16 protein-coding genes are annotated in these 25,884 nt (G+C 60.2%); 6 read left to right on the plus strand and 10 right to left on the minus strand.

Features of this window, described 5'->3' with window-relative positions:
- Positions 1-63: 63 nt before the first annotated feature.
- Positions 64-3,795 carry a TonB-dependent receptor gene (locus PW792_15430; protein MDE1163314.1) on the minus strand — a complete coding sequence of 1,244 codons (3,732 nt, stop codon included), beginning with the start codon at positions 3,793-3,795 and terminating at the stop codon, positions 64-66.
- A gap of 463 nt (positions 3,796-4,258) precedes the next feature.
- The gene (gene scpB, locus PW792_15435; GenBank protein ID MDE1163315.1) at positions 4,259-5,434 is read right to left on the minus strand and encodes an SMC-Scp complex subunit ScpB; all 1,176 of its coding nucleotides are present in this window, start codon (positions 5,432-5,434) and stop codon (positions 4,259-4,261) included.
- 87 nt (positions 5,435-5,521) lie between these two features.
- On the opposite strand from scpB, the gene PW792_15440 reads away from it, so the two are divergent.
- Complete coding sequence (locus PW792_15440) at positions 5,522-6,586, plus strand: purine nucleoside permease (protein MDE1163316.1); 1,065 nt, start codon at positions 5,522-5,524, stop codon at positions 6,584-6,586.
- A 123-nt stretch (positions 6,587-6,709) separates the two neighbouring features.
- Here PW792_15440 and PW792_15445 read toward each other — a convergent pair whose 3' ends face one another.
- The 3 genes from PW792_15445 to PW792_15455 form a co-directional block, all read right to left on the minus strand.
- A complete protein-coding gene (locus tag PW792_15445; protein ID MDE1163317.1) occupies positions 6,710-7,759 on the minus strand; it encodes a segregation/condensation protein A in 1,050 nt (349 codons plus the stop codon).
- Entirely contained in the window at positions 7,740-9,365 is a 1,626-nt protein-coding gene (gene trpS / locus PW792_15450; protein MDE1163318.1) for a tryptophan--tRNA ligase, read from the minus strand. The genes PW792_15445 and trpS overlap by 20 nt, the downstream gene beginning before the upstream one ends.
- A gap of 72 nt (positions 9,366-9,437) precedes the next feature.
- The gene (locus PW792_15455) at positions 9,438-10,157 is read right to left on the minus strand and encodes a site-2 protease family protein (protein MDE1163319.1); all 720 of its coding nucleotides are present in this window, start codon (positions 10,155-10,157) and stop codon (positions 9,438-9,440) included.
- Between the two features lie 30 nt (positions 10,158-10,187).
- On the opposite strand from PW792_15455, the gene PW792_15460 reads away from it, so the two are divergent.
- The gene (locus PW792_15460) at positions 10,188-10,580 is read left to right on the plus strand and encodes a RidA family protein (protein ID MDE1163320.1); all 393 of its coding nucleotides are present in this window, start codon (positions 10,188-10,190) and stop codon (positions 10,578-10,580) included.
- Positions 10,581-10,649: 69 nt separating this feature from the next.
- Here the strand turns inward: PW792_15460 and PW792_15465 are convergent, their stop codons facing one another.
- Positions 10,650-14,021, minus strand: a complete 3,372-nt coding sequence (locus PW792_15465) for a TonB-dependent receptor (protein ID MDE1163321.1) — start codon at positions 14,019-14,021, stop codon at positions 10,650-10,652.
- A gap of 441 nt (positions 14,022-14,462) precedes the next feature.
- Here PW792_15465 and msrB point away from each other — a divergent pair, with 441 nt between their 5' ends.
- Positions 14,463-14,924, plus strand: a complete 462-nt coding sequence (gene msrB / locus PW792_15470; GenBank protein MDE1163322.1) for a peptide-methionine (R)-S-oxide reductase MsrB — start codon at positions 14,463-14,465, stop codon at positions 14,922-14,924.
- A 92-nt stretch (positions 14,925-15,016) separates the two neighbouring features.
- Here the strand turns inward: msrB and rpmB are convergent, their stop codons facing one another.
- Positions 15,017-15,205, minus strand: coding sequence for a 50S ribosomal protein L28 (gene rpmB, locus PW792_15475; protein ID MDE1163323.1), 189 nt, complete (start codon positions 15,203-15,205; stop codon positions 15,017-15,019).
- A 248-nt stretch (positions 15,206-15,453) separates the two neighbouring features.
- On the opposite strand from rpmB, the gene PW792_15480 reads away from it, so the two are divergent.
- The 3 genes from PW792_15480 (at position 15,454) to PW792_15490 (ending at position 19,646) form a co-directional block, all read left to right on the plus strand.
- Positions 15,454-17,460, plus strand: a complete 2,007-nt coding sequence (locus PW792_15480; GenBank protein ID MDE1163324.1) for an alkaline phosphatase family protein — start codon at positions 15,454-15,456, stop codon at positions 17,458-17,460.
- Position 17,461: 1 nt separating this feature from the next.
- On the plus strand, positions 17,462-18,487 hold the full coding sequence (locus PW792_15485; protein ID MDE1163325.1) for a transporter substrate-binding domain-containing protein: 1,026 nt from the start codon (positions 17,462-17,464) through the stop codon (positions 18,485-18,487).
- 286 nt (positions 18,488-18,773) lie between these two features.
- A complete protein-coding gene (locus PW792_15490) occupies positions 18,774-19,646 on the plus strand; it encodes a MurR/RpiR family transcriptional regulator (protein MDE1163326.1) in 873 nt (290 codons plus the stop codon).
- 12 nt (positions 19,647-19,658) lie between these two features.
- Here PW792_15490 and PW792_15495 read toward each other — a convergent pair whose 3' ends face one another.
- The 3 genes from PW792_15495 to PW792_15505 are packed head-to-tail and all read right to left on the minus strand — an operon-like array spanning position 19,659 to position 25,663.
- Complete coding sequence (locus PW792_15495) at positions 19,659-20,237, minus strand: hypothetical protein (protein ID MDE1163327.1); 579 nt, start codon at positions 20,235-20,237, stop codon at positions 19,659-19,661.
- A 13-nt stretch (positions 20,238-20,250) separates the two neighbouring features.
- The gene (locus tag PW792_15500) at positions 20,251-20,916 is read right to left on the minus strand and encodes a hypothetical protein (protein MDE1163328.1); all 666 of its coding nucleotides are present in this window, start codon (positions 20,914-20,916) and stop codon (positions 20,251-20,253) included.
- On the minus strand, positions 20,888-25,663 hold the full coding sequence (locus PW792_15505) for an Ig-like domain repeat protein (GenBank protein ID MDE1163329.1): 4,776 nt from the start codon (positions 25,661-25,663) through the stop codon (positions 20,888-20,890). The genes PW792_15500 and PW792_15505 overlap by 29 nt, the downstream gene beginning before the upstream one ends.
- Positions 25,664-25,884: the final 221 nt, after the last annotated feature.

Here is a 25,884-nt window from a genome sequence, read left to right on the forward strand (position 1 = left end):
GCCGCAAACGCAGCAAAGCCGCCGGGAATCCCGGCGGCTTTGCTGGTTGGTTTGGGTATCCGCTTAGAAGTCGAAGCGAGCAGCAAGCTGCGCCGCGCGGTTGTAAGCAGAGTTCGTGTCCACCTGCAGCGTGCCGTAGGTCGACGATCCGATCGTGGCCTGAACGGCATTCGACGCGCTGTACACAAAGTGGGTGTGGTTGGTGACGTTGAAGTAATCGGCTTCGAGCGTCAGACGAGCATTGCTCGCAAAGCGGTTCGGGATCTTGATCTCACGACGGAGGCTAAGGTCCCAACGGTAGTTACCTGGCTGGAAGAGGCCCGAGTAAGGAGCCGTACGAGCGGAAACCGCAAAGCGATAGTTAGGCGTTGTCGTCCATGCGTTCGGGTCGAGATACTGCGTCTTTCCGAGGGTCGCGCTGGTCAGTGCCGGGCGGTTGGCAAGCTTACCGTTGCCCGAGTAGTTCGGGTTACGGTACGAGTACGCAACAGCCTGCGACGGGTTCGTGTTGGCCGAGTTCAAGGTGAAGGACATCGGAGCGCCAGAGTATGCGCTGAAGATGCTCGACAGCTTGAAGCCACCCAGGATGTTACGCGTCACCAGGTTTTGGCCACCCAAAGAGCCCTTGCCGAACGGCAGGTCCCACGATCCGGTCATCACAACCTTGTGGCGCTGATCGGCCAGCGACAAGCTGCGATCCAACGAGCGAGCGGCGTGGAACTTGCCGTCCTCAGCGTAGGCTGCAGGGATGTCGTAACCGGAACGGAACGTACCGTTGTTATCAATCGACTTCGACCAGTTGTAGTTGGCCATGAAGGTAAAGCCTTTGACAAAGCGGCGGGTAGCGTACACCTGCAGCGAGTTGTAGCTCGTGTTGCCGACAAAACCGTACGCGTCGCTCATGCCTGTGTACTGTGCATAAGGCTTCAGCGCTTGACCAATCGTCGGGCTGCCCTGCGATCCAAGGAAGCTCGCATAGGGAGTGTTGACGCCAGCAGCAGCCAAGGAAGCTGTGGTTGCCGGGTTGGAAAGCTGCGAACCGAGACCAAGATACTTCGGATCCAGCTGGTTGATGAACTGACCGCGGCCGTTCAGCGTATCCGGCGTCAGGAAGTGTCCCTGCGAACCGACATAGGTGATCGTCAGAGCGGTGGACGTACCCAATTGCTGCTGAATACCGAAGCTGTAGTTGATGAACTGCGGTGCACGGCTGCCGTAGTAGGGATCGGCATACGTTGGGCTACCCGAAGAGATACCTGCTGCTCCGGTCGAATAATAGGTGTAGGTGTTGGCAAAGCTGGCTGCATTCGGGTTCGTTGACGGAGCAACGTAGTTCGATGCCGTAGCGAACGACTGATCCAGGTTCCAGAACGTCGAGCCGGTTACGCCAGCTGCGTTCGGGTTGCTGAACGTGGTGCTTGCTGTGGTGCTGAAACCAGTGGTGCCAGTGCCCTGACGGGAAACAGCGCTGCCGCCGTTTGCATTGCCATGCGTGTACATCACACCATAGCTGCCACGGATGAGCGTGGTCGGCGTCGCCTGATAAGCGAAGCCAAGACGCGGGCTGAAGCCCTTGAAGAAGTCCTGTGTCGGGCTGTGGCAGTTGCAACGGCCATTGCCAAAGCCACCCAGAACGTACGCGCCCGGAGTGCCCGTGATCGAGTTGGTAACCGTGGGCGTCCAGAACGAGAAGCGGTCCTGCACTTCGCGGTACGTCGGGTAATAGTCATAACGAACGCCAAGATCCAGCGTCAGCCTGTCGGTAACCTTCCAGTTGTCCTGCACATAACCAGAGATGGGGTTATAGCGGCCACCGGTTTCCGGCACAGCCGAGACGGTTCCCGTACCCGTAGTCACAGCGCCCAGCAGGAAGCTGGCATACGCGTTACCCGTGGTCGAAAGGCCAGTCGTCGTGGTGGTGAAACCCTGCGTTGCGGTGGAGTTGAAAGTCAGCGCGAGAGGAGCCGATCCGGTCGTGTTGTTCAGGTAGTTGTACTGCAACCATGCATCTTCACCACCGAAGGTGAAGTTGTGGCGACCGATCGTCCACTGCAGGTTATCGACCAGCACGAAGCCGTTCGCCACAGGACGGTTAGAGGAATAACCAGCCCAGCGGTTGATCGTGTTGTTACCCGTAAACGTGGTCGTTGGGAAGCTATCCGCAATCTGGCCTGAAGGCAGACCCTGGATACCCAGCGCCGATGCGCCATAGGATCCACCCGTGTTCTGGTTATAGCCGGGACCGTCATAACGGCCAAAGCCAAACTTGAACTGGTTCACCAGGTGCGAGTTGATGGTGTAGGTATCTTCTGCGAGGAACACCTTCGTCTTCGGCGAGAACTGCTGAGACGAGATATACGGCGCAGGCAGACCATTCGAGCTCTGGCCGGCGCTGGTGCTTACAGCAGCAGGTGCCGTCGTTGCCTGGCGGCCCCATGCGAGCACTACCGAAAGGCGCTGCTTGGTGCTGATGTCGTAATCAATACGGCCAGACGCGCTCCAGTTATTGAGGCCCGTCTTGTAGTTCACAACGTAGTTGTTATCGACCAGGCCATTGGAAGCAGGAAGGAACGACTGCATCTTCTGGGCAACAGCAGAACGCAACGGCACTACGTTGTTCACGAAGCCGGAACGCGAAAGGTAGGCAGCGGTATTGCCAACTGCAGGGTGATAGACCGTCGTCGTCGGGTCATAGAGGCAACCGGCTACAGCTGTTGTTGATCCGTTGCAAAGCGCAGGATTGGTGGCCATGCTGGCGAAATTACCCTGACGCCATGCTTCTACAGGAATCGTCTCGCTCGAGTACGGCACCTGGCGGCGGAAGCGATAGCCTTCATAACCACCGAAGACGAAAAGCTTGTCCTTGATGACGGGGAAGCCAAGGAAGAGACCATACTCGTGCTGGTGCTCGCTAGGCTTCTGCGGCAGACCCGTAATCGGGCTGTTCACCTTCTGGAAGCCCCAGGTGTCGAGACCGGTATCACGGTAGTAGTCATAGACCGATCCGTGAATCTTGTTCGTACCGGACTTGACGTTGTAGTTCTGTACGCCCTGACCTTCGTAAATGGCCGAGTAGCCAGAGGTCTGCACCTGGAACTGATCGATGGAGTCTACAGCGAACGCGCTCCAGACGAAGCGAGGATCGCCTTCGCCGGCAACCGAGGTAATCGGCACGCCATCGATGTAGATAGCCGAAACCGCGCCACGCGAACCCGAACCATTCACCGAACCTGCGTTGGTGGTCGAGTTGCCGTTCGTCACTTGACCGTTCACACCAGGAAGCAGTGCGGCAAAGTCCGTTGCACGACGCTGGCCGGTACCGTCCTGAATGAGCGGCAGAGAGGAGTATTGTTCCTGCTCAATGGTCGTGCCGAGCGTTGCGTTCGAGCTTTCCAGAACGGGCGGCGCATCGGTAACCGTGACCGATTCGGTAACATCGCCGGTTTCAAGCTTCGCGTCGACCGAGAAGGTCTGCATCGCGTCCATCTTGATGTTCTTCTGGACGTATGTCTTGAAGCCGGGGAAAGTCACGGTCAACGTGTACGTTCCGGGATCAAGCGAAAAGGTGTAATCGCCCGCGCTGGTTGCAGGCATTTCGCGCGTTGTGCCTTGCGAATCGCTCCGAACAACAACCTTCGCACCGGGAACGGCTGCGCCTGTGGAGTCTACAACGTGGCCGGTGAGGCCACCCTTGCCGGCGAGCTGCGCCATCGCGCCTGCTGCCGAGATTGCCATCGTGAGGCCGAAGATGCCGATGCGGCGAAGCATGCTCTTCGTGGAATTCTGTGCGTTCATCTGGTGCTCTCCCAAGCCCCGGATCGACCGGGGTGGTTCAATTCTTTGCAGTTGGGCGGCCTCTAACGGGTCACCTTTTCTGTAGTTGTCTTACAGATTCGGGATACTAGACCGCACAAACAACGACCGTCAAGCATCTTGCCTACAACTTCTGAAGATTTATTTCGCCCTGCATCTGTAAAGGGAATTCCATCAGTAAAAATGCGTCGCACCGCGAAATAATACCCGTTAGCTTCCGGCAAGAATGCATCGATTTAGTAAAGGAATTCCTTGCGTTCCCCGCCATGGAACGGCACAAAGAAAGACTTCCCGGGGAGTGCCCGGGAAGTAACTGCCTGACAGGTTATGGGGAGTATCAAACCCAGTATTTCTCTGCCGCAGACTCTCGTTGCCGCTGTGGACAACTGGCCTTACAGGGCTGTGTCGGCACGACCGCCCGCACAACCAAAGGACAAACCCGTAACTACTCTGCCGGTTCGTCCTGCTCGGTTTCTTCGGGCACGCCATCGGCCTGCGCGTCGTGCTCTTCGGCGGAAGGCTCCGCTTCTGCAGCGGCCGTTGCGGTCTCAGCCTCTTCGTGCGCTCCGTCCGGTTCGCCCTTATCTTCCAGGCGGTCCTCGACAGAGTCGGGCTGCGGTTCAGCCGCAGGCGGAGCGTTGAGTTCATCCACGCTCGGGGAGCCCGGACCAGCTTCTGCGCGGGCATGGCCGCGTTCCACAGCCTCTTCCATCTGGATCTCCTCCTGTACGGCTTCGTTCAACTCACCGGCCATCTTTTCGAACTCTTCAATACTGGGAAGCTCGTTGATATCCCTGAGGCCGAAGCGGACAAGGAATTCTTTGGACGTCTTATAGAGCATGGGACGGCCGATCACCTGCTTGCGGCCAGCGGTCTGCACCAGCTTGCGCGTAATCAGCGAGCCGATCACGCCGCCAGACTCGACGCCGCGGATTTCCGAGACTTCCGGCGCGGTGATGGGCTGTTTGTACGAGATGACGGCGAGCGCTTCAAGCGCCTGCAGCGACAGCTTCAACGGCGGTTTCAGCGACTTCACAAAGCCGCGAACGGCGTCGTGATACTCCGGCTTGGTCGCAAAACGGAAGCCGCCTGCGACTTCGCGGACTTCAAGCCCACGATCGCCGATAGCGTAATCCTTGATCAACTGGTCGAGAATCTCGCGGAAGTAAAGGCGCAGGCTGCGCTCGCGTGCCTTGACCTCGGCCGCAATCATTTTCTCGTTCCGCGCAGAGGCCTTGGCAGCGTCAGCCGCGGCGGCCTCAAGCTCTTCCGGCGTCGCGGCCTCAAGCATCGGCTCCGCCTCAGCAGGCTCTGCAGCAGAGGTCTCTTCTTCAGCAGCGGTCTCTTCAGGCGACTCTTCCGGCTCCTGCATGGCGGCAGACGGCTCGTCAGCAGCCTCTTCTTCGGCGCTTTCGACGATCGTCTCGGCGTTCATCGCCTCAGGATCCATCTCCGTCGGCTCAGCGTCGTCAGCGACGCCGAGGTCAAGCGTCGGCTGCTCCGCTTCGCGGGCGTCGAGTTCGAGCTGCGCTTCTTCACCCAGCAACCCAACCAGCTGCAGCAGGGTAACCGGTTCTTCTGATGCGTAGATGACCGCTTCGATCTTGGCTTTGAGACTCATGGTTTCTTTTCTTTTGTCGAGACACCAAGTGTATCGCGACCGGGGTTCGCTAGACTGAGCGTACTTCGTTCCAGGAGTCCTTTGCTCATGCGCTCACTTGCTCTTCGTCTCGCAGTTTTGCTGGTTTTCGCCTCCATTTTCCGCTCTGCCAGTGCGCAGACACAGGAAAAACCCTGGCCAATCCGCGCTGTCGTCGTCGCCACCTTCGAAATCGGGGCCGATACCGGCGACAAGCCAGGCGAGTTCCAGCTCTGGGTAGAACGCGAGCATCTGGATGAGGTCGTGCCCTTCCCAGGCGGCGTTCACCCGCTGCGCACCAACAAAGAGCACACCATTCTGGGCATGATCAGCGGAACGACGATCGCTCCGGCCACGGCCTCGATCATGGCGCTTGGGCTCGATCCGCGCTTTGACCTCTCGCACGCCTACTTCCTCATCAACGGCATCGCAGGCGTGGACCCGAAGGTGGCTTCGCTGGGCTCCGCCGCGTGGGCAAAGTTCGTGGTGGGTGACGTCACCCGCATGATCGACTCGCGAGAGACGCCGAAGAGCTGGCCCTATGGCCTCTTTGCCGTGAGCGACAAGGAGCCGAACCAGCCCGTAGGAAAGCGCGCTGCCTGGTTTAACTCCAACCTTTATCCGCTGAACGCCGGGCTCGTGGACTGGGCCTTTGCCATGACCCGCGGGCTGAAGTTGCCGGACGATGAAGACTCGGCAACGCTGCGGGCGAAGTTTGTCGGCGACGCGTTTCGCGAAGCTCGCCGTCCGCCGTTTGTGCTCGAAGGCGACTCCTTCGCCAGCGATTACTTCTGGCACGGCGCTGTCATGAACCAGTTCGCCGAAGACTGGGTACGCAACTGGACCGGCGGCAAGGGCGTCTTCGCCATGACGGACATGGAAGACTCCGGAATGATGGAGGCGTTGACGCGGCTGGACGGCATGAAGCGCGTGGACAAGAACCGCGTGCTGGTACTGCGGACGGCCTCGAACTACTCCACGCCGCCTCCGGGGCATGACCCCGTGGAGAGCCTGCTGACGCCGCATCTTGGCAAGCTGGCCTTCGAGACCGCCTATCAGACCGGCGCGCCCGTGCTGCACAAGCTGGTCAACGACTGGGCCACCACCCGCGATCACATCCCCGGCACGAAATAAGGCAAAACGGCAGCGGTTCGAAGCGGAACCGCTGCCGTGTATAGCGAAGAACGCAAAGCGTCCCTACGAGTGCAAAACCCACCAACAACCGCAACGCTTACTGCCTAAGCTCTGCGACCGACCCTAGCTCCAGTCGTCGCGGACAACGGCGTTCTCACTCATCACCTGCTCGAAGTTCTCAGCCTTTTTGATCATGATGTCGCCAAGCGCTTCCGGCTGGCGGAAGAGGATCGCCTGCAGGCGGATGAGCTCCAGCATCGCCAGGAACGTGCAGATCAGCGAGCGTTCCGAGCGGGCATTGCCCAGCAGTTTGCGCAGGCTTACCGGGCGGTCTTCCATCAGAAGACGCTGCTTCACGTACTGAATCATCTGCGCGACCGTTACGCTCTCCTCGTCAATCCTGTGGACCGGACGATCGCGGAGCTTCTGCAAGACATCGCGGAAGACGAGCAGCAGCGAGGAGGTGTCGGCGTCGATCTCGCGCTCTGAGTCCAGCGAGCTGACGCCTTCGTCGAGCAGAAAACCCTTCATCCCAGACTGCGTCCAGGTTGCGTCTTCGATCTGCTGCTTCTGCTGCAGCATCTGTGCAGCCGACTTGAAGCGTTCGTGCTCCAACAGACGCTCCACCAGCTCGCGACGAGGATCTTCATCAATGCCTGCGGCCACTTCCATCGGATCGCGCGGCAGCAGCATCTTGCTCTTGATGTGGATCAGCAGCGAGGCCGTGTAAACAAACTCGCCAGCAGAGTCTACGTCTGTCTGCTTGAGATGGTGTGTGTACTCAAGAAACTGAGCCGTGATCTTCGCCATCGGAATGTCGTAAATGTCGATGTTCTGCTTGCGAATCAGGTCGAGCAGAAGGTCGAACGGGCCGTCGTACACACGACCGACGGTGATCATGAAGGGCGACTGCGAAGCCTCTTCTTTTTCCTTCTCCTTGTCGGTCTTCTGACGAGGCTCAGGAGCAGGCGGCCGCACCGGCGGATGCTCCAGCGCAAAGTGCGCAGCGCCCGAAGCCGAAGACGTCTCCGCAGCGGCAGCTTCCGGCGCAGCCGTCTCTGCCTGCACCACTTCGTTCTGCTCGGACGAGTCCGGCTCAGCCTGCTGCGGTTCCTGCCCGTCCGGCTGCTGCTCGATCAGCTCATCCTGCGGATTAGTCTCCGATGGTGGCATAGCTGTGCTCCGTATCGGTGATGTCGATACCCGCAGCGTTGGGTAGCTGCAGGATATAGTGATCGTTCTGCTTCACTACAGAGAAGGTGATGTTGTCCTTACCGGCAGCCTTCTTCGCCGCCGACCACGGGCCAACATACATCTTCTGCGGAACGATGAAGTCGTGCAGACGGTGCTTCTTGTCCCAGCAAAGCAAGCTGATGATCTCGTACGACTTGGGCTTCAGGACAAAGCTCCAGGTCTCCTCCGCATCATCCTCGCGCGCAGCGACTACAGCAACGCGTCGATTATTCCGCGTCAGATAAAGGCCTTCCGACTCCTGCTTCAGCGATACATGCGGGCCGGCAATCTCCTGCCTCCAGGTATCGCGCAGGTTACGGGCAAGCACCAGAGGCTCGTTCGACCACCAGGCGCTCAAATGCTCCAGGTCGTAGACCTCTCGCTCAGCGCTCTCCTGTGCAGAAAAGAGGCTCGTCTTCCGCGCACGGATGCCCGAAAGGTCACGGGACAGCCCCGTGGCCGAACGGATCTCCGCCATCACAGCTTCCGCACTCTTCGCGGCACGGCGCGCACCGTCTTCAAGAACATCCCAGATGACGTCGGGCTTATCTTCCAGCTCACGACGACGCACCTGCATCGGCGCGATGTGCTCCACGATCGAGGTTCCGAGCATCATCTTGCACTCGTCACAACGCAACGAGGCGTTGCGGCATCCCTCGCGGATCGTCGAGTCCATCTCCACACGCGAGAAAACCGTGTGCAGATCAGCAACCGGGCAAATATCCGGATCGCCGGGGTCATGCTGCGTCGGGCGTTGTCCGCCGTTCGTCATGCTCTGGGCCTTGCGCATGACCGTGGACATATCGTCGGTCAGATAGATCGCATTCCCATAGCTCTTCGACATCTTGCGGCCGTCCAGCCCAGGGAGCTTCGGCGAAGGGGTCAACAAAGCCTCGGGCTCCGGCAACAGAAGGCGATCGGGATCGAGCTCTGTCTGCACCGTTCCTGCGGCACCGGGCACAATGCGCTTGGGCGAGTAAAACTGGTTGAACCGGCGCGCCACTTCGCGCGTCAACTCAACGTGCGCCACCTGGTCGGCTCCAACGGGCACAAAGCGCGGCTTGTAGAGCAGGATGTCCGCAGACTGCAGCAACGGATAGCCAAGGAAGCCGTACGTGTTCAGGTCCTTCTCGGCAAGTTGCTGCTGCTGGTCCTTGTACGTGGGGACGCGTTCCAGCCAGCCAAGCGGCGTAATCATGCTGAAGAGCAGATGAAGCTCCGCGTGCTGCGGAACATGCGACTGAACAAAAAGCGTCGACTTGCCAGGGTTGATCCCTGCGGCGAAGAAGTCGAGCGCGATGTCGAAGATGTTCTGCTTGAGCTGGCTTGGATCAGCGTAATCGGTAGTCAGTGCGTGCAGGTCGGCGATGAAGAAGTAGCACTCATACTCTGCCTGCAGCTTGACCCAGTTGTAGAGCGCGCCCATGTAGTTGCCGAGGTGCAGCTTGCCGGTGGGGCGCATGCCGCTGAGCACGCGAGGACGCGGTGCTCCTGGCAGAGAGACGGGCTTGGGGTCGCAGTAGGAAACGGGATTCGAAGAACTCATTGGAAAATAAGGGCTCTCACAAAGGATACAGGCTCGGAAAGCCCAAACAGCACTGGGATTCAGGCAATGGCGTCACAAAGACAACAGCAGATGCTGGAAGAACATGAACGCCGGGACAAACACCCCAAGGATGATCTTGAAGCCCACGAAGAAGAACCCGATCATGATCCAGAGCGCGTACTGCTCAAACGCCTTAGCCGCGTTGTAGGGCAGGAAGTGCACCAGGATCTTGCCGCCGTCGAGAAACGGCACGGGAACGAGGTTGAAGATCGCCAACAGCAGGTTGACGAAGATGGCGATGTCCAGCAGCAGCAGCACGGGGAAGATGCTTGGCAGGCTCGTGGTATCGACCGGCGCGCGGAAGGTCAGCATCATCACTTCCCCCAGCGACTGTTGTGCTCCCGGAACCAGGTGCTTCAGCACAATGAGCACGACAAGGCAGACGACCGCAGCCACAACCTGAGCCAGCGGCCCGGCCAGCGTCGCCAGCATCTCGCCGTTCTTCTGCCGGAAGTTGCGGTAGGTCATCGGAACGGGCTTGCCCCAGCCGAGGATAAGCGGCGACGTCCAGACATACAGCAGCGGCCAGATGGCCATGCCGAAGAGGTCGAAGTGCACGATAGGGTTCAGCGTCATGCGCCCGAGCATTCGCCCGGTCGGGTCGCCGAGCTTGTTGGCCGCCCACGCCTGCGCGCAGTCATGGATGGAGATGGCGAGCACCATGAGAACCAGCTCGAAAATGATCAGTGCAACGTTCAGAGGCATCGCCAACAAGGATACGCCGTTTGCCATGCAAGCTTCGCTCGGCGGACAATCAGGGCTATGGCAAAGCAGATCATCAGCACACCGGACGCGCCGCAAGCTATCGGCCCTTACTCGCAGGCCGTGCGCCTGGGCAACATGCTCTTCACCTCGGGACAGATCCCGCTCGACCCCGCTACCGGCGAGATGATCACCGGCGACATCACCGCACAGACTGAGCGCGTCGTCGCGAACCTGCAGGCCCTGTTGAAAGCCGCTGGGTTTACTGTGGAGAACGTGGTGAAAACCACCGTCTTTCTCAAAGACATGAACGACTTCGCCGCAATGAACGCGGTGTACACCACCGTCTTCGCTGCCGAAGGCGCCAAGCCGCCCGCACGCTCCACCATCCAGGTCGCTCGCCTGCCCAAGGACGCGCTGGTGGAGATCGAAGTCACCGCGCTACTCGACTAACTCCCCAAAAAGAAGAAGCGGCGGCGAGAGGAGTTTCCTCTCGCCGCCGTTCTTTGCTTGGCTTGCGGTTTAGAACAGGATGCGAGCGCCAAGCTGAAGCTGACGGTTGTCGAAGTTGCTGTTGACACCGGTGATCTTGCCAAAGTTCCCCGACGAGAGCGTGCCAGTCGGCGCGCCCAGGTTGGTGAAGTTGAAGACGTTGATCGCCTCGCCGCGGAACTGCAGCTTTACCTGCCGGTAGACCGGGAAGTCGCGGAAGACCGCAGCGTTGATGTTGCGAACACCCGGAGCGTCGATGGCATAAGGACGCAGCGTGCCATCCGAACCACCAGGGCCGGTGCCTGGGCAGGTCGTGGGTGAGCTGGCGCTATAGCCGCAGAAAGCAGTCGTATCGAACCACTTCGCAGCCGTCGCGTTCGGCAGGATGCCGACCTTCTTGCCCGCAACGACATTGGGGCGATCGCTGGTGTTCCCGTCGCCGTTGTTATCGGAGCCGGTCGTGATGTTGAACGGTGCGCCGCTCGAGATCGTCGCAATCGCCGAGATCGTCCAGCCATTGAACGCACCACGAACGAACGGGTTCTTGCCCTTGTAGTAATCCGGCTTCAACAGCACGTTGAAGACCGCCGTGTGGCGAACATCGAGGTCCGTGCGCTGGCGGTCAAGCTGCGGCAGGTTGTAGTCCTCGAAGTTGTTACCCAGTGTGTTGTTATTCATGTACGCCGACGCCAGCGTCTTCGACCATGAGTAGTAGCCCTTCGCGCTGAAGTGCTGCGAGAAGCGCTTGTCCACCGACACCTGCAGACCGTTGTAGTTCGACGTCTGGCGTGAACGCACTACGTACACCTGGCTATACGTCGGTGTGCCGCCGATAGCCACATTCACCGGACGACGAGCATTCGCCGTTGCCGTTGTATTCGCCGTCGGGGTTGCCGTGTTGAAGACCGGATAATTCGCGTCGTCATAGAGCGGCAGCTTGCGGTTGAGCGCGCTGACGAAGGCCATGGAAACAGCCAGCGTCGGCGTGAACTGCTGCTCTACGGCAAAGTTCATCTGGTAGTTATACGGCCAGCGGTAATCCGCATCCATCGCCAGAATCTGCGTGGGCTTGATGAAGCGCGGGTTCGCCGGATCGTAGTTGTATGGATACGGCGAGATACCGCCAGGGAAGTCCGTCGTGTCCGTCGAGTAGGGATGCGTCAGGCTCGTAACGTTGCTGTACTGCGCACGCACCGAGAACGGCTGCGAGTTCGACGGAAGCTCAAACTCGTTGCCGCCGATGGATCCAAAGAACAGACCCGCGCCAGCATGAACAATCGTTTTGCCGTTGCCGAAGGCATCCCACGCAAAACCGATACGCGGCGACACATGGTTGTAACGCGTCGGCGAACCGGTCTTCGGCACGCCGGGGTCACCTGGGAAGAGCAGGCCACGCGGAGCCGATGGAATCGCCACAGATTGAACACCGGCTCGGAAGTTCGTGGTGCGGTTCATGGTGTCGGTCGGTGCGGTCTGCACGTCGTAACGCAGGCCAAGGTTCAGCGTAAGGTTGGGCAGTACCCGCCAGTCATCCTGGAAGAAGGCGCCGTAGTTGAAGTAATTGGCGTTCGCATAGACGGGCGAGTCCTGGTTCATCGTGTTCGGCCGGCCCAGCACAAAGTCGCTGAGCGCGTTACCGGTACGTGAAGTCGTGCTGGAGGTGAACGCAAAGACGCCGTAGTTGTTCAGCAGCGTCTGCTGCGCGTCCTTCTCCAACGCGCCTTCTGCGCCGAGATGAATGGAGTGCCGCCCCTTGTTCCAGGCCATCACATCGCGCAGCGCGTACAGGTTGTCACCCGCCAGAGGGCCAGCGATCGCCTGCGACAGCGTGAACCAGCCGTTGACCGAAATTTGCGGTAGCGACGGTGTTCCCTGCACGTTGAAGTCCGAGCCATAGGCCGCAATCGTCGTCTGCGGAATGTTTGTACGGCCAGCGATCAGGCGCGAGTAGTTCGCCCACACCTGATTGACCATCGACGAGTTAATCGTCCATGTGTCCGAAAGGTTCGCGTTCTGCTGACGCCAGTTGAAGAGCTGCATCGACCAGCCCGGAACCGTGCCGCCCGAAGGAAGCTGTGTGCTCATGCCGTTCGTCTGGAAGTAGTTCGCGCTGATGCGGTGATTGCCGATGTTGTGGTCAATCTTGATCAGGAACTCATCGCTCTGGTTCTGCGTAGTGTACGTCGAAATAAGCCCGTTGTTTGTGTTCGAAGGGCCCGGAACATTGCGGCTCAACACCTGCTGCGCGGTGGGGTCGAGCGTGCTGGTGATGATGTTGCCCGCATACGGCACACGGGTGATCGGGTTGCAAACGATGAAGCGTCCGCCGTGATCGGTGAGCGCCTTGTCCGTTGCAGAAACCGTCTGCGTGCAGCTTGTGATCGTGCCCGAGTTTGTCGGCAGGTTTTCGCTGAAGTTGCCGGCACGCTGCAACGTGTCAGGAACAATCGCGCTGTTCAGCGGTGCGCTCTGCGACTGGCGCAGACCAGCGTACGAACCGAAGAAGAACGTCTTGTCCTTGACGACCGGACCGCCGACCGTAGCGCCAAACTGATGACGATGCAGCGGCAGCGCCTTCTGCCCGGTGCCCCAGCTTGAAGCGTTGGCTGCGTTATTGCGCTCGAAGTCAAAAACCGACCCGTGCACCTTGTTGGTGCCCGACTTCGTCACAGCCGAAACAATGCCCGCAGACGTGCGACCGAACTGCGCGGAGAAGTTGTTCGTCTGGACGCTGAACTCCTGAATGGCGTCCGGGTTCGGCAGAATGTTGCCCGTGTTGCGCAACCCCGTCATGTTGATTCCGCCGTCCAGGTAGTAGCTGACCTGACCGACCGTTCCGTCCGTCGATCCGTTGATGTACGTATGCTGCTCAGGATAGCCAAGGTTGTTCACCGTACGGCTTGCCTGAACGCCCGGAGTCAGGGGAAGAAGATCGTACGGATTGCGGCCAACGAGCGGAAGGTTATCCACCTCCTGGTTGTCGATCACTCGCCCCAGTGTGGAGTTTGTGTTGTTCACAAGCGGCAGATCGCTGGTCACTTCGACCACCTGCTGCTCCTGCCCAACAGCCAGTGCAACCTTGTCCAGCGATGCCGACTGCATCGCGTTCAGCGTGATGCCGGAGCGTTCAAGCGTCTGAAAACCGGGTGCAGAAACGTGTACGGCATACGAGCCAATGGGAAGAAACTCGACGCGGAAGCCGCCGTCGCCACTGGTCGTGACCGTACGGGAGAAATTCGTGGAGGTTTGGCGAACGGTGACCGTCGCACCGGGGATGGACGCCCCGGTGGAGTCAACGACCGTTCCTGAGAGAGTGGCGGTGTCAGTCTGACTGAAAGCCTTATGCGGCGCGAAGAGGCCGAAGGCGAAAAATAGTAAAAGCAATTTAGCGAACGAGCGCATGGTTCTTTCTCCTGGCGCCGGTGGATCTCGCAGAAACGAAGCGGGAGCGCGCTGGCGGGGGTGACTTCGAAACAAGCCGCAGCCTGCGCTTACGCAGATTGCAGCAGACCTGGAGCCCTTGGCCGGTGAACGTTAACACCTGCCCTCGAACCACACCCTTGAAAGATCTCGGCGAAGGGAGAAAGTTCGGTGCATCCCGCTGTGTTAGCGTTAGCACGCGCGGAACAATAGCACAGCCCGGACACCTTCCGCCAGCGCGGTACAGTGGAACAGGATGTTCCGTCCTGGGTTCCAGCAGCGAAGTACTTACGCGTCCACTCCCAAAGCACGCAAATTCAGGCAAGGCAAAGAGAAGAGTTTCAACACAGCCAGCAGAACGCCACTGCGCCGTCCCGGGCCACCGAAGCATCCAAATACCAGAGAACGAGAGGAGTTTCCGTGATGACGAACATTCCCGAAGGCGGCCCGCTGGCCGACGCCGCCAAAGAGTTGCAGCCAGCTACCCCGGCACGCGTAGAGAAGACCGAGGCCGAGTGGCGCGAGCAACTGACGCCCGAGCAGTTCCACGTTTTGCGTGAAAAAGGCACGGAGCGTGCCTTTACCGGCGCTCTTTATGACAAGAAGGAAGACGGTTTGTATCACTGCGCGGCCTGCGGCGCAGCGCTCTTCAAGAGCGACACCAAGTACGACTCAGGCTGCGGCTGGCCCAGCTTCTGGGAGCCGATCACGCCCAACGCCGTGATTTATCACGAGGACGTCAGCTTCGGCATGAAGCGCGTCGAGGTCACCTGCGCCACCTGCGGCTCGCACCTCGGCCACGTCTTCCCGGACGGCCCGCGGCAAACCACCGGCGAGCGCTTCTGCATCAACTCAGTATCGCTCGGCTTTGAACCAAAGCAGTAAACAGTAGACGCACAGAAAGCCCCGGCAGCGCAGGCTGCCGGGGCTTCGATCTTACAGGGACGAATAAAGCGAGGCGCCGAAGCGCAAAACGCTTAGCCCTTGACGATCTTGCCAGTCTTGATGCAACCGGTGCAGACCTTCACGCGCTTGGAAACGCCGTTGGTCTTTGACTTTACCGACTGCAAATTCGGGTTCCAGCGACGACGGGTGACGTTGTGCGCGTGAGAAACATTGTTACCGAACTGGGGGCCCTTACCGCAGAGCTCGCAAACCTGTGCCATGTTGAATTCCTCTCAAAACAAACTTTTTGACCGCGAATCTCCCCGGATATGCCTCGAGACGCTGTGGACATCCGATGTCAGCAAGGGAGCGGAGGGCGTGCCAAGGCATTAAGATGCCAGGGGCCACTTCCGTGTCAGGAGTTTAGTGTACCACCGGCTCGCCCCAAAAACCATACTTTCTAGCGCAAAATACTAGTTGCACCATTTGTGTGGCAGCCCCCCAAAGCGAATATCCTGCTGGAATGGGAATGCTCGTGAACCGATCGAAGTGGAAGCAGCGCCACCGGGCCGTATTGGCCGCCTCTCTGCTGTCGTTGGGCAGCGCCACGCTGGCCGCTCAAACAGCAGGCAAGACCGCGACACCTGTCGTCGAGGCAGGCGCCAAAAGCTCGCGCGAGACGGCAAAATACGCCTCCGACCCGCAGCACGAGCCTAGCCTGAGTGACGCCGCAAAGCTCGCCCTGGTTCGCAGCAAGATCAAGTACGTCTTCATCCTCTTTCAGGAGAACCGCTCCTTCGACTTCTACTTCGGCTCCTTCCCGATGGCTCGCGGCCTCTACTCGCAGCCGCCTGCCGAGACACCCGGCTTTGTACAACCGTTCGTCAACACCGACGGCACCATCGGTACCATCACCCCGTTCCGCATTCCCTCCTTCATCACCGACAAGAACGGCAAGCGCGTTCCGCTCTACCCAGAAGACGTCGCCTCGCTGAACCACTCGCACGTCGCCATGGTGCGCAAGCTGGCACTCGACAAGAACAACATTCCGCACAACGACCAGTACGCGCTCGCCGAAGAGGGCGTGAAGATCGAGGGCGGCAAGCCCAACCGCGTGCCCTCACTCGCGCGCAAGCAGTTCGGTGAGCTCGTGATGAGCCACGTTGACTGCGATACCGCGCCATTCCTGTGGCAGTGGGCGGACCGTTTCACCCTCTTCGACGGCTTCTTCAGTACCGTCATCGGGCCCTCCGGTCCAAACGCGATCGCGATGCTCTCCGGCCAGACCGGCCAGACCGAGTGGATGCTGCATCCGGAACTGGGCAAGCCGAAGAACGGCACACAGCTCCCGCTGGTGAGCAACGCGCATCCTTACTGGAGCCTTCCGCTCGACGCTGCCGGCAAGCCCGCCGCACCCAAGCCGAACAGTGAACCGCGCCACGCACCGAACCTCACCTACGCTTCCCTGCCCCTTTCGTTCATGGGCAGCAATATCAAGCAGGAGACAGCCAAGGACCGCGATCCCGGCATCGACCTGCGCGACGTGCAGGAAGACTTGGAGAAGATCGCCGGGCACGGCACCATGCCGGTGAACTGGGGCTGGTATCAGCAGGGCTACGATCATGAGCCCACCGACCCTGCAGGGATCGCGACCCACAAAGAGTATGTGATCCACCACAACGCGCCGCAGTACTTTGGCTACGTCGCCAACAACCCAGACACCAGCCTGCACATGCATGGTCTCGGTGAGTTCTTTGACGACGTCGCCAACCATCACCTGCCCAAGGACGGCGTCTTCTACGTTCGCGGCGGCTACGGCAACATCCACGGCTTGAAGCCCGCCGACCCGAACCCGCGCCTGGCGCAGGTCTTCTACGGCAACGACGATCACCCCGGATACGCCGACACTGGCATCAGCGAAACGCTGCTCGCGAAAGAGATCAACGCCATCGCGCAAAGCCCCTACTGGGACCAGAGCGTGATCCTGATCGCGTACGACGAAAGCGATGGCCTCTTCGACCACATGCAGCCCGTCGTTCGCAACCACATGGAGGACGGCTCGCCGCTGAACCAGAGCACGCGCATCCCCTTCCTGCTGATCTCGCCTTACGGAAACACGCACGTCGTCTCGCACGAGCGCACCGAACACAGCGGCATCATTCGCTTCGTCGACGACCTCTTCAGCCTGATCCCGCTCGCCGACCTGCCCGACGAAGAGCACGCCCGCGAGCTGGGCAAACAGCGCGGACTTGGCCCCGACATGGGCCCCGCCGACGACAAGGTTGCGGGAGTCGGCAACCTGCTTTCGGGCTTCGACAACGCCCGCCTGCTGGGCAAGCGCAAGCCCGTTCCCGCGTCATACGCGATCATTCCCGATAACGTCGCGATGAGCTTCCCGCACTACGGCGGCGAGGGCTGCAAGGCCCTGAGCATCAAACCCACAGACGCCGACCTGCCCAACCCCGTTCCTGCAGACTTCAATCCGCGACCGGACGTTACGCCGGGCGATCCGCGCTCGGGAAACTGGACACCATAAGATGTTGCGTCACGTCCTCCTCGCAGGCGCGCTCGTCCTCAGCGCGAGCCATCTCACCGCGCAGAACTCGGCCGCACCAGCCACCGCAACAGGCGACGCGGTCGCACGTATCGCCGCAACCCACACGCTCGTCTGCGGCATCGACCAGAGCGAAGCCGAGTACACGCTGGACGAAGATCACGGCCCTCGCGTGGCGTTTGATCAGCAGATGTGCCGCGCCGTTGCTGTCGCCATCGCAGGCGTCGACGCGAAGGTCGAGTTCAAAGGCTATCCCGATGAAGAGACCGCACTGGCCGACCTTCGCGCTGGCGAAATCGACCTCGTCCCCAGCGTAACGATCAATGTCTCGCACCGCGCCGATGCCACGCTGGAGCTGACGCAGACCGTGCTGATCGACGGCGTCGGCCTGCTGGTGCCGACGAAGACGCACATCACCACCGCAAAGGAACTCAGCGGTAGAAAAGTCTGCTTCCTCGCCGAAACCGAGCACGAAGCCGTGCTGCAGACCGCCTTTGCCGCGCGCGGCATCAACCTCCTCCCCTATCCGTTCCAGGAAGAGGGCGAGATGGAAGCCGCCTACAGCTCCGGCAACTGCGTCGCCATTGGCGCGGACCGCACGCGGCTCGCAGCCATTCGCGTGAGCTTTGGTGAAGATGCCAAAGACCACCTGCTGCTGCCCGATCACTTCGACGACGAGCCAATGGCGATGGCGACGCGCGCCACCGACGCACACCTGCGCCGCATCGCCGACTCCGTCCTTGCGGTCCTGCTCTCCGGCGAAGAGGTCCGCACAACAGAGCCCCACGTCGACTCTCTTCTCCGTCAGCGCCTCAGCGGCAAAACGCTCGAACTCGGCCACCCGCTGGGCCTTCGCGCAACCTGGGCCGCAGAGGTGCTCGCCACGGTCGGCGACTACGGCGAGATCTACGAGCGCACGCTCGGCTCCGACTCTCCGATGCAACTGCCACGCGGCATCAACCGCCTGTGCTCCCAGGGCGGCGCCCTCTGCGCTACGCAGCTGAAGTAACGCCACAGCCCTTCAAGCAGCGGCGAAGTAGAGCAGCGGTCACGCAGCAAGCCAAAGCTTACATTTGTTGTCATAAAAACAACGGTTTACAACAAACGGTAGGAATGAGAGTTTGTAGAACAAACTCTCATTATCCAGAGAGAAAAGTAGCTCTTGCTGCAGAAATCTTCTGCCGCAAGCGAGCTTGCGATATAAAAATATAGACAACATTCGATGTTTCCGCACCGAACCATCAGACGCTTGAACACAGCCCTGCCGGGGCTGCGTTCCTTCTGGAGCTTTATTCGTGAAACGTACTCTGCCCGAGCCGTCCCCTATCGCAGACCAGGTAGCAAAACATCGTTCCGCACTCAGCCCACGTCGGCAAGAGATCCTCAGCCCCATCTTCGACAACCCCAAAGAGTTCGTTCTGCTCTCTGTGCGCGCCTGCGCCGAACGCCTGCAGACAGACTCCGCCTTCCTGCTGCGCGTCGTGCAGCAACTGGGCTTTGCGTCCTACGGCGACTTCAAGAAGTACCTGCACGACCTCTCGCTCTCCAACGCCACCACATACGAACGCATGCAGCAGACCGGCGGCTCAAGCAGCTCGCTCGATAACGTGCTGGACGCCTCGCTGCGCGGTGGGATCGAAAATCTGCAAGCCCTGGAAGCGACGCTCGACAGAGCACGCCTCGTCGCACTCTCACGCAGAATGCACGCGGCGCGCCGCATCCTGATCCTTGGTGGCGACCTCTCCGGCGCAGTGGGTGAGTACCTGCAGTACCAGCTGACGATGCTCGGCCTCTCGCCTCAACTGCTTCGCAGCACAGGCGAGATGATCCACGCGGTCCGCTCCGTCGAGAAGCAGGATGTCGTCATTGGCATCACGTTTCGCCGCGGCCTGCGCTGCACCGTCGACGCCCTTCGCGAAGCCCGCCAACGTGGCGCTCACTGCGCGGCAATCACCAACGCGGCCAGCAGTGCAGCTGCGCGCTACAGCGACGACGTCTTCCTCGCGGGCATTGAAGGCTCATCTCTGCGCAGCACTTTCGTCGCGCCGTTTGCGCTCATCGACGTGCTGGTAGCTGCCTGCGCCAACGTGAAGCGCAGGAAGGTACTGAAGCTGATGAGCGAAGCAAGCGACGAGCAGGTGAACGGCTATCGCTGGTTTCAGGATTAGCCACACTCAAGCTCAATACACGTAAGGATCTTTGCGGAAGATGTTCGGTCGCGTGAGGCGAATGCTGATGCCCGAACTGATTCCGTAAGGATGCAGATTCCCGTAGGTGAACTGCGGCCAGAACTGGTACTCCACATCAATCAGACGCACGGTGATGCGGCTGTTCAGCGGAATGTCCAGGCCTGCTCCCGGCGCCATCGCAAAGTAGGAGCCAGTGGCATAGTGGAACGGGAAGGTCATATAGCCTCCCCCGACGAGAAACTTCGCATACGGCTGCAGATGCGGCTTGCGCAGGATCGTAACCGACGGCCCGACGAGCACATGCGTCTGCGTGACGTCTTCATCGGTGTGAAAGCGCAGGAACCGCGCCTCTGCCTCGATGCTGACGCGCGAACGCAGGTGCAGACCACCAAAGGCCGTAATGCCGCCGAGGTTGCGGTCGCCATAAGGATTATGGAAAGCCGAAACGGCAACACCAGCGGAGAAGAAGAGTCCCGGCCCTGTTGCCGTGGGGATGGCTTGCGCCTGAGCGCGAACCACCATCCCGGCAACAACAACGGCAAAGCAAACGAGGCTGCGGAAGAGTTTCATAGGCGGGCCTCGCTTACTTCACGGTGAGGGTAACGGTTTGCGACTCAGCCACGCCGGTGTTCTGGCCTCGCGCCACCACCTGGAAGGTGTAGGTACCGGCAGGCGTCGTGTTCGTATGCAGCCCTGAGCAGCCAGTGGCCGCGCCAAGCGTCATGATCGCGATCACCAGTACCAGCAGGCTTGCCAGCTTTCTGCGACGACGCAGCCCGAAGAGTGCCAGCATCGCCATAGCTCCAACAGGCAGCATCGCAAACGTCAGCTTCGAACTTGCGTTCGTCGTCGTTGAGCCCGAGCCCAGCGGATTGCCCGTATCGACCGTGACCTGAGCGGTCATCGTACCGCCCGCCTTCAGGTCCTGCGAGGTTGCTGAGAACGTGCAGGTCGCGTCCACCGGAAGTCCCAGGCAGCCGAACTGCATGGTGTCCGCGAACGTTCCCACAGAGCTCACCGTCAGCGTCGCCGCCGAGTGCTGCCCGCTCGTCAGCGAGATCGCCGACGGGTTCAACGTCAGCGTGAACTGCGGTGTCTGGTCAGACGAGATGCTGGTTTCAGGCGAGGTCGAGGTCGCATAGCTTGCATCACCCGAGTACACCGCGGTGAGCGTCTGCGAGGCCGAGCCAACCGTGATCACCAGCGTAGCCACGCCCGTGCTATCGACCGTCGCCGTACCCACGGTCATTGCTTCCGTTCATGAACGTCATAGAGCCTGTCGGCACCGACGGCCCGGTGTAGCGGACCACTGCAATCAGCGTCACCTGCTGGCTGTTGTTAGGGTCCGTCGTTGCAGTGAGCGTCGTCGAAGTAGCCCGCAGGTTTACGACCTGCGTGATCGTTGGCGACGTTGCGGCGAAGTTCGTTCCATTGCCGGCATACGTTGCAATCACCGCGTGCGATCCAGCAGCCAGCAGCGGCAGCGTGAGCACTGCGTTCCCGGTGCCATCCAGCGTGGCGGAGCCCAGCGTCGTGGAGCCGTCAGTAAACGTCACCACACCCGCCGCAACGTCCTGCCCGGCGTTCGCTACTGTTGCCGTGAAGGTAATGCTGCTCAGCGTCAGGGCAGGATTCGCGTTCGACGTGAGCGTGACCGAGGTCGCCTGGCGCACGACGAGCGTCAAAGGCGTGGAGGCAGAGGCCGCAGCCTTGCCATCACCCAGATAGTTCGCCGAGATCGTATGCGTGCCCGGCGCAAGCGTCGAGATCGAAAGCGTGCCGACACCGGTGCCATCGAGCACCGCCGTACCAAGGATCGTGGAGCCTTCGACGAAGTTCACCTTCCCGGTAGCCAGGCCGCCGTTCGAGGTGATCGCCGCCGTCAGCACCACAGGCGCGCCGTAGGTTGCGGGGTTCGCGCTTGCCGTCAGCAGTACCTGCGTGTCGGCGTTGGTGATGGTCTGCGTCAGCACCGAAGACGTCGTAGTCGCATAGTTCGTATCGCCTGCGTAGCTGATCGAAATGCTGTGCGGACCAACAGCCAGCGCTGTAGTGGTAAACGTTGCCGTGCCGCTTGCGTCAAGCGTGCCCGCACCGAGTGTCGTGGCTCCATCGAGGAACGTGACTGCGCCGCTGGGTGCGGTCGAGATCGCTCCACTCAGGTGGGCCGTGAACGTCACGCTTGCACCGGAGACCGCTGGATTCAAGCTGGAGGTAATCACGCTCGTCGTCGGCTGAACAATCTGCTGCTGCAAAGCCACGGAACTCGAAAGCGTGTGATTGCTATCGCCCGAGTACTTCGCCGTAATCGTGTGCCCACCAAAGGTAAGCGCCGAGGTCGCCAGCGAAGCCGCTCCCGTAGTGCTATCGACCGCAGGGGAACCCAGCAACGTTCCGCCGTCATAGAAGCTGACCGTGCCCGTAATGTTCGGGCTTGGGCTCGTCACCACCGCACTGAAGGTCACCGAGGATCCGAGTGTCTGCGGCGTCTTGCTCGTGGTTAACGAGGTTGCCGTAGAGCCTTGCGTAATGGTCACCGCAACAGCGTTCGAAACAGCTTTTGCGTTGTTTCCGTCGCCACCATAGCTGACCGTGAGCGAATGCGGACCGACCGCAAGTGTTGAGAGAGAGAAGTTATTGGTTGCCGCAACAGTTTGCGTGGAAACGCTCGCTCCGGCATCCAGCAGAGTAATGGTGCCCGTTGGAGTGACACCGGTCGAAGCAATCACGGAGGTGAACGTTGCAGCAACACCTGCGTTCACGCTACCAGTTGGACCGGAAAGCGTCAGCGTCGGGGTAGCGAGTGCGATCACCTCGGGGCTCGACGAAGAGATGCTGGAGTTATAGTTCGTGTCGCCACCGTAGCTGGCAGTGATCGAGTGATTGCCAACGCCAAGCGTCGTCGTGGAGAAAGTGGCCGCTCCCGTCGCAGAGACCGTACCGGTACCCAGCGTGGTCGCACCGTCAGAGAAGGTGACCGTGCCGGTAGGAATGCCGGTCGCGCTGGTGACCTGAGCGGAGAGCGCGACGCTCTTGCCCGCCAGCCCCGTGCTCGTAACACTGAGCGTTGTCGTCGTCGCGGTCTTGTTCACCACTTCACTAACGGCAGTGGATGTGCTGGCCGAGTAGTTCGTGTTGCCGCCAAACTTCGCCGTGATGGAGTGCGTAGCGACTGAAAGCGTGCTGCTTTGGAACGTCGCTTTTCCATTTGCATCAAGCTGCGCGGTTCCGAGCGTCGTGCCTCCGTCCATAAAGGTGACCGTGCCGGTGAGCGTCCCCGCACCCGTCGCAGAAGTCGTGGCCGTAACCGTCGCCGTAAAGGTGACGATCGCTGCCGCGTTCGCAGGAGTTGAGTCCGAAACAAGCGTCGTTGCCGTTGGAATTTGATCAACCACCACCGAGATCGGCGCAGACATGCTGACGTCGTTATTCGTATCTCCGGTGTACGACGCCTTGATGCTGTGCGTGCCCGGCGTAAGTGCGGACGTCGCGAAACTTGTCTTCGAAGAGCTAAGCGTTCCGCTTCCGATAGAGTTTGCTCCATCGAGGAACTGCACAGTCCCCGTAGGCGCTGTCGTCGCCGTGCCGGTAACGGTTGCGCCGAACGTAACCGTGCTGCCGACAGGAAGCTCCGTCTTGTCAGACGACTCGGTCGTTGCCGTGGAAGCGAGTGCGATGACTTCGCTCACCTGCGGCGACGTAGCCGAAGCATTCGTGGTGTCGCCAGAGTAAACGGCTGTGATCGTATGCGTCCCTACGGTCAGCGTCGAGATGTTGATGCTCGCAATGCCTGAAGCCAAGGTTGCCGACCCGACAGCAGAACCGTCCGAGTTGAACGTCACCGTGCCGCTCGCTGTTCCGCTGGCTGCCGTTACCGTCGCCGACATGCTGACCGACTGCGTCACAACGCCGGGGCTTGGCGAAACCGTGAGGGCCACCGTGGCCTGCTGCTTGACCACCTGCTGCAGAGCAGGAGACGTGGCCGCGGCATTTTCATTATCGCCAGAGTAAACAGCCGTGATCGAGTGCGTTCCCAGCGCGAGTTGCGAGGTACTGCACGCTGCACCATTGTTCGCTACAGTGACCGCCTGGCAGATCGTCGTCGTTCCATCCTTGAAGTCGATCGTACCGGTGAGGGCTGTTGTTGCGTCCGTTGTGATGCTCGCCGTAAAGGTGACGCTCGCACCGAACATGCTGGGAGTTCCGCTGGTCGCAACCGTAATCGCCGTCGGGTTCACCGTAAGCACATCACCGGTAAGCGTGACGATCGCCGGAGTGTTGCCCGCGTCGGAGTTCACCGTAAGCGTTCCGGTAACGGTATCGCCAACCGTGGTCGGAGCAAACTCTACGCCGAGATTGCATTGAACACCAATAGCGAGCGTGCCAACAGCGCAAGTTGTTGTAGCGGAATCGATTGCCGACTGGTCGAACGCAAAGCCACTCACGTTGAGCGTGGCGTTACCGTCATTTTCCAGTCCGACGGCTTGAGGAGCGGACGTCTTGCCCACGCGAATCGTGTCATAGATCAGCGGAACCGCCGCTGCGGTAACGCGGCGAATACGGTTATGGAACATATCCGCGATGAAAAGCTGACCGGTCTGATCAATCCACAGCGCATAGGGGCCGTAGAGGCTGGCGACGTTGGCAGCACCACCATCACCGCCAAAACTTTCGCTATCCGTGCCCACGATGGTATTGATAAGCCCCGTCGCGACGGAGATTTCGCGTACGCGATTGTTGCCCGAATCGCCGATGTAGATATTTCCGGCCGGGTCAAGTGCGACGCCTGCAGGGGCGTTCAGCGCAGCGGCGGGCCCTGAGCCACCATCACCATCGAACGTGCGGTTTCCGTTTCCAGCCACGGTCGTGATCACGCCGCTGGGATCGATCTTACGGATGCGGTTGTTGGTGAGATCGGCAACATAAAGCGAGCCGTCTGAGCCAAGCGCAATCCCCCAGGGAGAGGCCAGTTGAGCAGCAGTAGCCTTTCCGCCGTCGCCAGAGTAGCCGGACACAGACGTACCGGCAATGGTCGTGATGACACCCGTTCCTGCAGCCACCTTGCGCACAACATTGTTGCCGGTATCTGAGATGTAGAGCGAACCGTCGGTGCCCATGGCAAGGCCTTCGGGCAGCGATAGCGTCGCTTTGGTGGCAGCCGCACCGTCGCCGGAGTAGCCCTGCACACCACAGGTTCCGGCAACCGTTGTGATGATGCCGCTAACGGCATCGACACGGCGAACGCACATATTCACCGAGTCCTCGAAGAAGATATCGCCAGCGCCGTCGAGCACAATGCCGGAAGGCGAAGAAATGCTGGCAGACGTGGCGAGACCGTTGTCTCCGGAGTAGCCCGGCGTGCCGTTTCCGGCCACCGTGATAATCATGTTTGTCGTCGCATTCACCTTACGAACGCGGTTGTTATTACTGTCCGAGATGTACAAATTGCCTGCAGCGTCCGAAACGATGCCCATCGGCAGAAAGATCTGCGCCAGGGTTGCCACCACGTTATCGCCGCGATAAATCCAGTCACCGCTGCCCACCACGGTATCAATCCGGCCGGGCTTCAATACTGCGAGGCTGCCCGTCGCCATTCCACTGACAAGCGCCTGCCCGAGAACCTGGCCATCAGATGAAAGCACCTCGACCACGCCGACACGAAGCCCGGGGTACAGCGGCTTGAACGTAACGTTGGTGGTGCAACTACCGCCCGCAAGATACACGCCAAGCGCACAGCTTCCAGTGCCGGGGACAGCCGTGAAATCCGAAGTCGTCGCCCCCTGCGTGGAGGCCACAGCACCAGGTCCTATACCCGAAACAGTCAGCGGGATCGTGACCGTCAGCGCAGCTGACGTCGTGCCGACGGCGGTGGTGGTGGGAAAGGCTGTGGCAGATTGCGCCTGAACGGCGTTCGCTGTGGCGAAGGACAAGCCAAGAAGACATAAAGCCTTCAAGACATACGACTTAGCGGTCAGCTTCCGGGAAGAAAGAGGCATAAGAGAGGTGTCACCTGGATCGATAGATCATGAAAAGCAAGCTTTGAAACAGCTCTTATACCTAAGTAATCGTTTTTTCGGGTTACCAAAATTCCCCGTTCCGGGGAGAACCCACCTCGCCAAGTTGCAGATAGACCTGAAAATGGGGGATATGACGCGCTTTCGATCGTTGCTGCAGAACGGTTACTTCATCGGTAAAACGCGGTCTTTTCGTGCCAAAT

It is taken from the genome of Acidobacteriaceae bacterium (assembly GCA_028283655.1).
GTDB lineage: Bacteria > Acidobacteriota > Terriglobia > Terriglobales > Acidobacteriaceae > Granulicella.

Excerpts from the sequence above, each read along its gene's own strand:
- PW792_15430 (MDE1163314.1), bottom strand. The coding sequence starts at position 3,795 with ATGAACGCACAGAATTCCACGAAGAGCATGCTTCGCCGCATCGGCATC.
- scpB (MDE1163315.1), bottom strand. The coding sequence starts at position 5,434 with ATGAGTCTCAAAGCCAAGATCGAAGCGGTCATCTACGCATCAGAAGAA.
- PW792_15440 (MDE1163316.1), top strand. The coding sequence starts at position 5,522 with ATGCGCTCACTTGCTCTTCGTCTCGCAGTTTTGCTGGTTTTCGCCTCC.
- PW792_15445 (MDE1163317.1), bottom strand. The coding sequence starts at position 7,759 with ATGCCACCATCGGAGACTAATCCGCAGGATGAGCTGATCGAGCAGCAG.
- trpS (MDE1163318.1), bottom strand. The coding sequence starts at position 9,365 with ATGAGTTCTTCGAATCCCGTTTCCTACTGCGACCCCAAGCCCGTCTCT.
- PW792_15455 (MDE1163319.1), bottom strand. The coding sequence starts at position 10,157 with ATGGCAAACGGCGTATCCTTGTTGGCGATGCCTCTGAACGTTGCACTG.
- PW792_15460 (MDE1163320.1), top strand. The coding sequence starts at position 10,188 with ATGGCAAAGCAGATCATCAGCACACCGGACGCGCCGCAAGCTATCGGC.
- PW792_15465 (MDE1163321.1), bottom strand. The coding sequence starts at position 14,021 with ATGCGCTCGTTCGCTAAATTGCTTTTACTATTTTTCGCCTTCGGCCTC.
- msrB (MDE1163322.1), top strand. The coding sequence starts at position 14,463 with ATGACGAACATTCCCGAAGGCGGCCCGCTGGCCGACGCCGCCAAAGAG.
- rpmB (MDE1163323.1), bottom strand. The coding sequence starts at position 15,205 with ATGGCACAGGTTTGCGAGCTCTGCGGTAAGGGCCCCCAGTTCGGTAAC.
- PW792_15480 (MDE1163324.1), top strand. The coding sequence starts at position 15,454 with ATGCTCGTGAACCGATCGAAGTGGAAGCAGCGCCACCGGGCCGTATTG.
- PW792_15485 (MDE1163325.1), top strand. The coding sequence starts at position 17,462 with ATGTTGCGTCACGTCCTCCTCGCAGGCGCGCTCGTCCTCAGCGCGAGC.
- PW792_15495 (MDE1163327.1), bottom strand. The coding sequence starts at position 20,237 with ATGAAACTCTTCCGCAGCCTCGTTTGCTTTGCCGTTGTTGTTGCCGGG.
- PW792_15500 (MDE1163328.1), bottom strand. The coding sequence starts at position 20,916 with ATGACCGTGGGTACGGCGACGGTCGATAGCACGGGCGTGGCTACGCTG.
- PW792_15505 (MDE1163329.1), bottom strand. The coding sequence starts at position 25,663 with ATGCCTCTTTCTTCCCGGAAGCTGACCGCTAAGTCGTATGTCTTGAAG.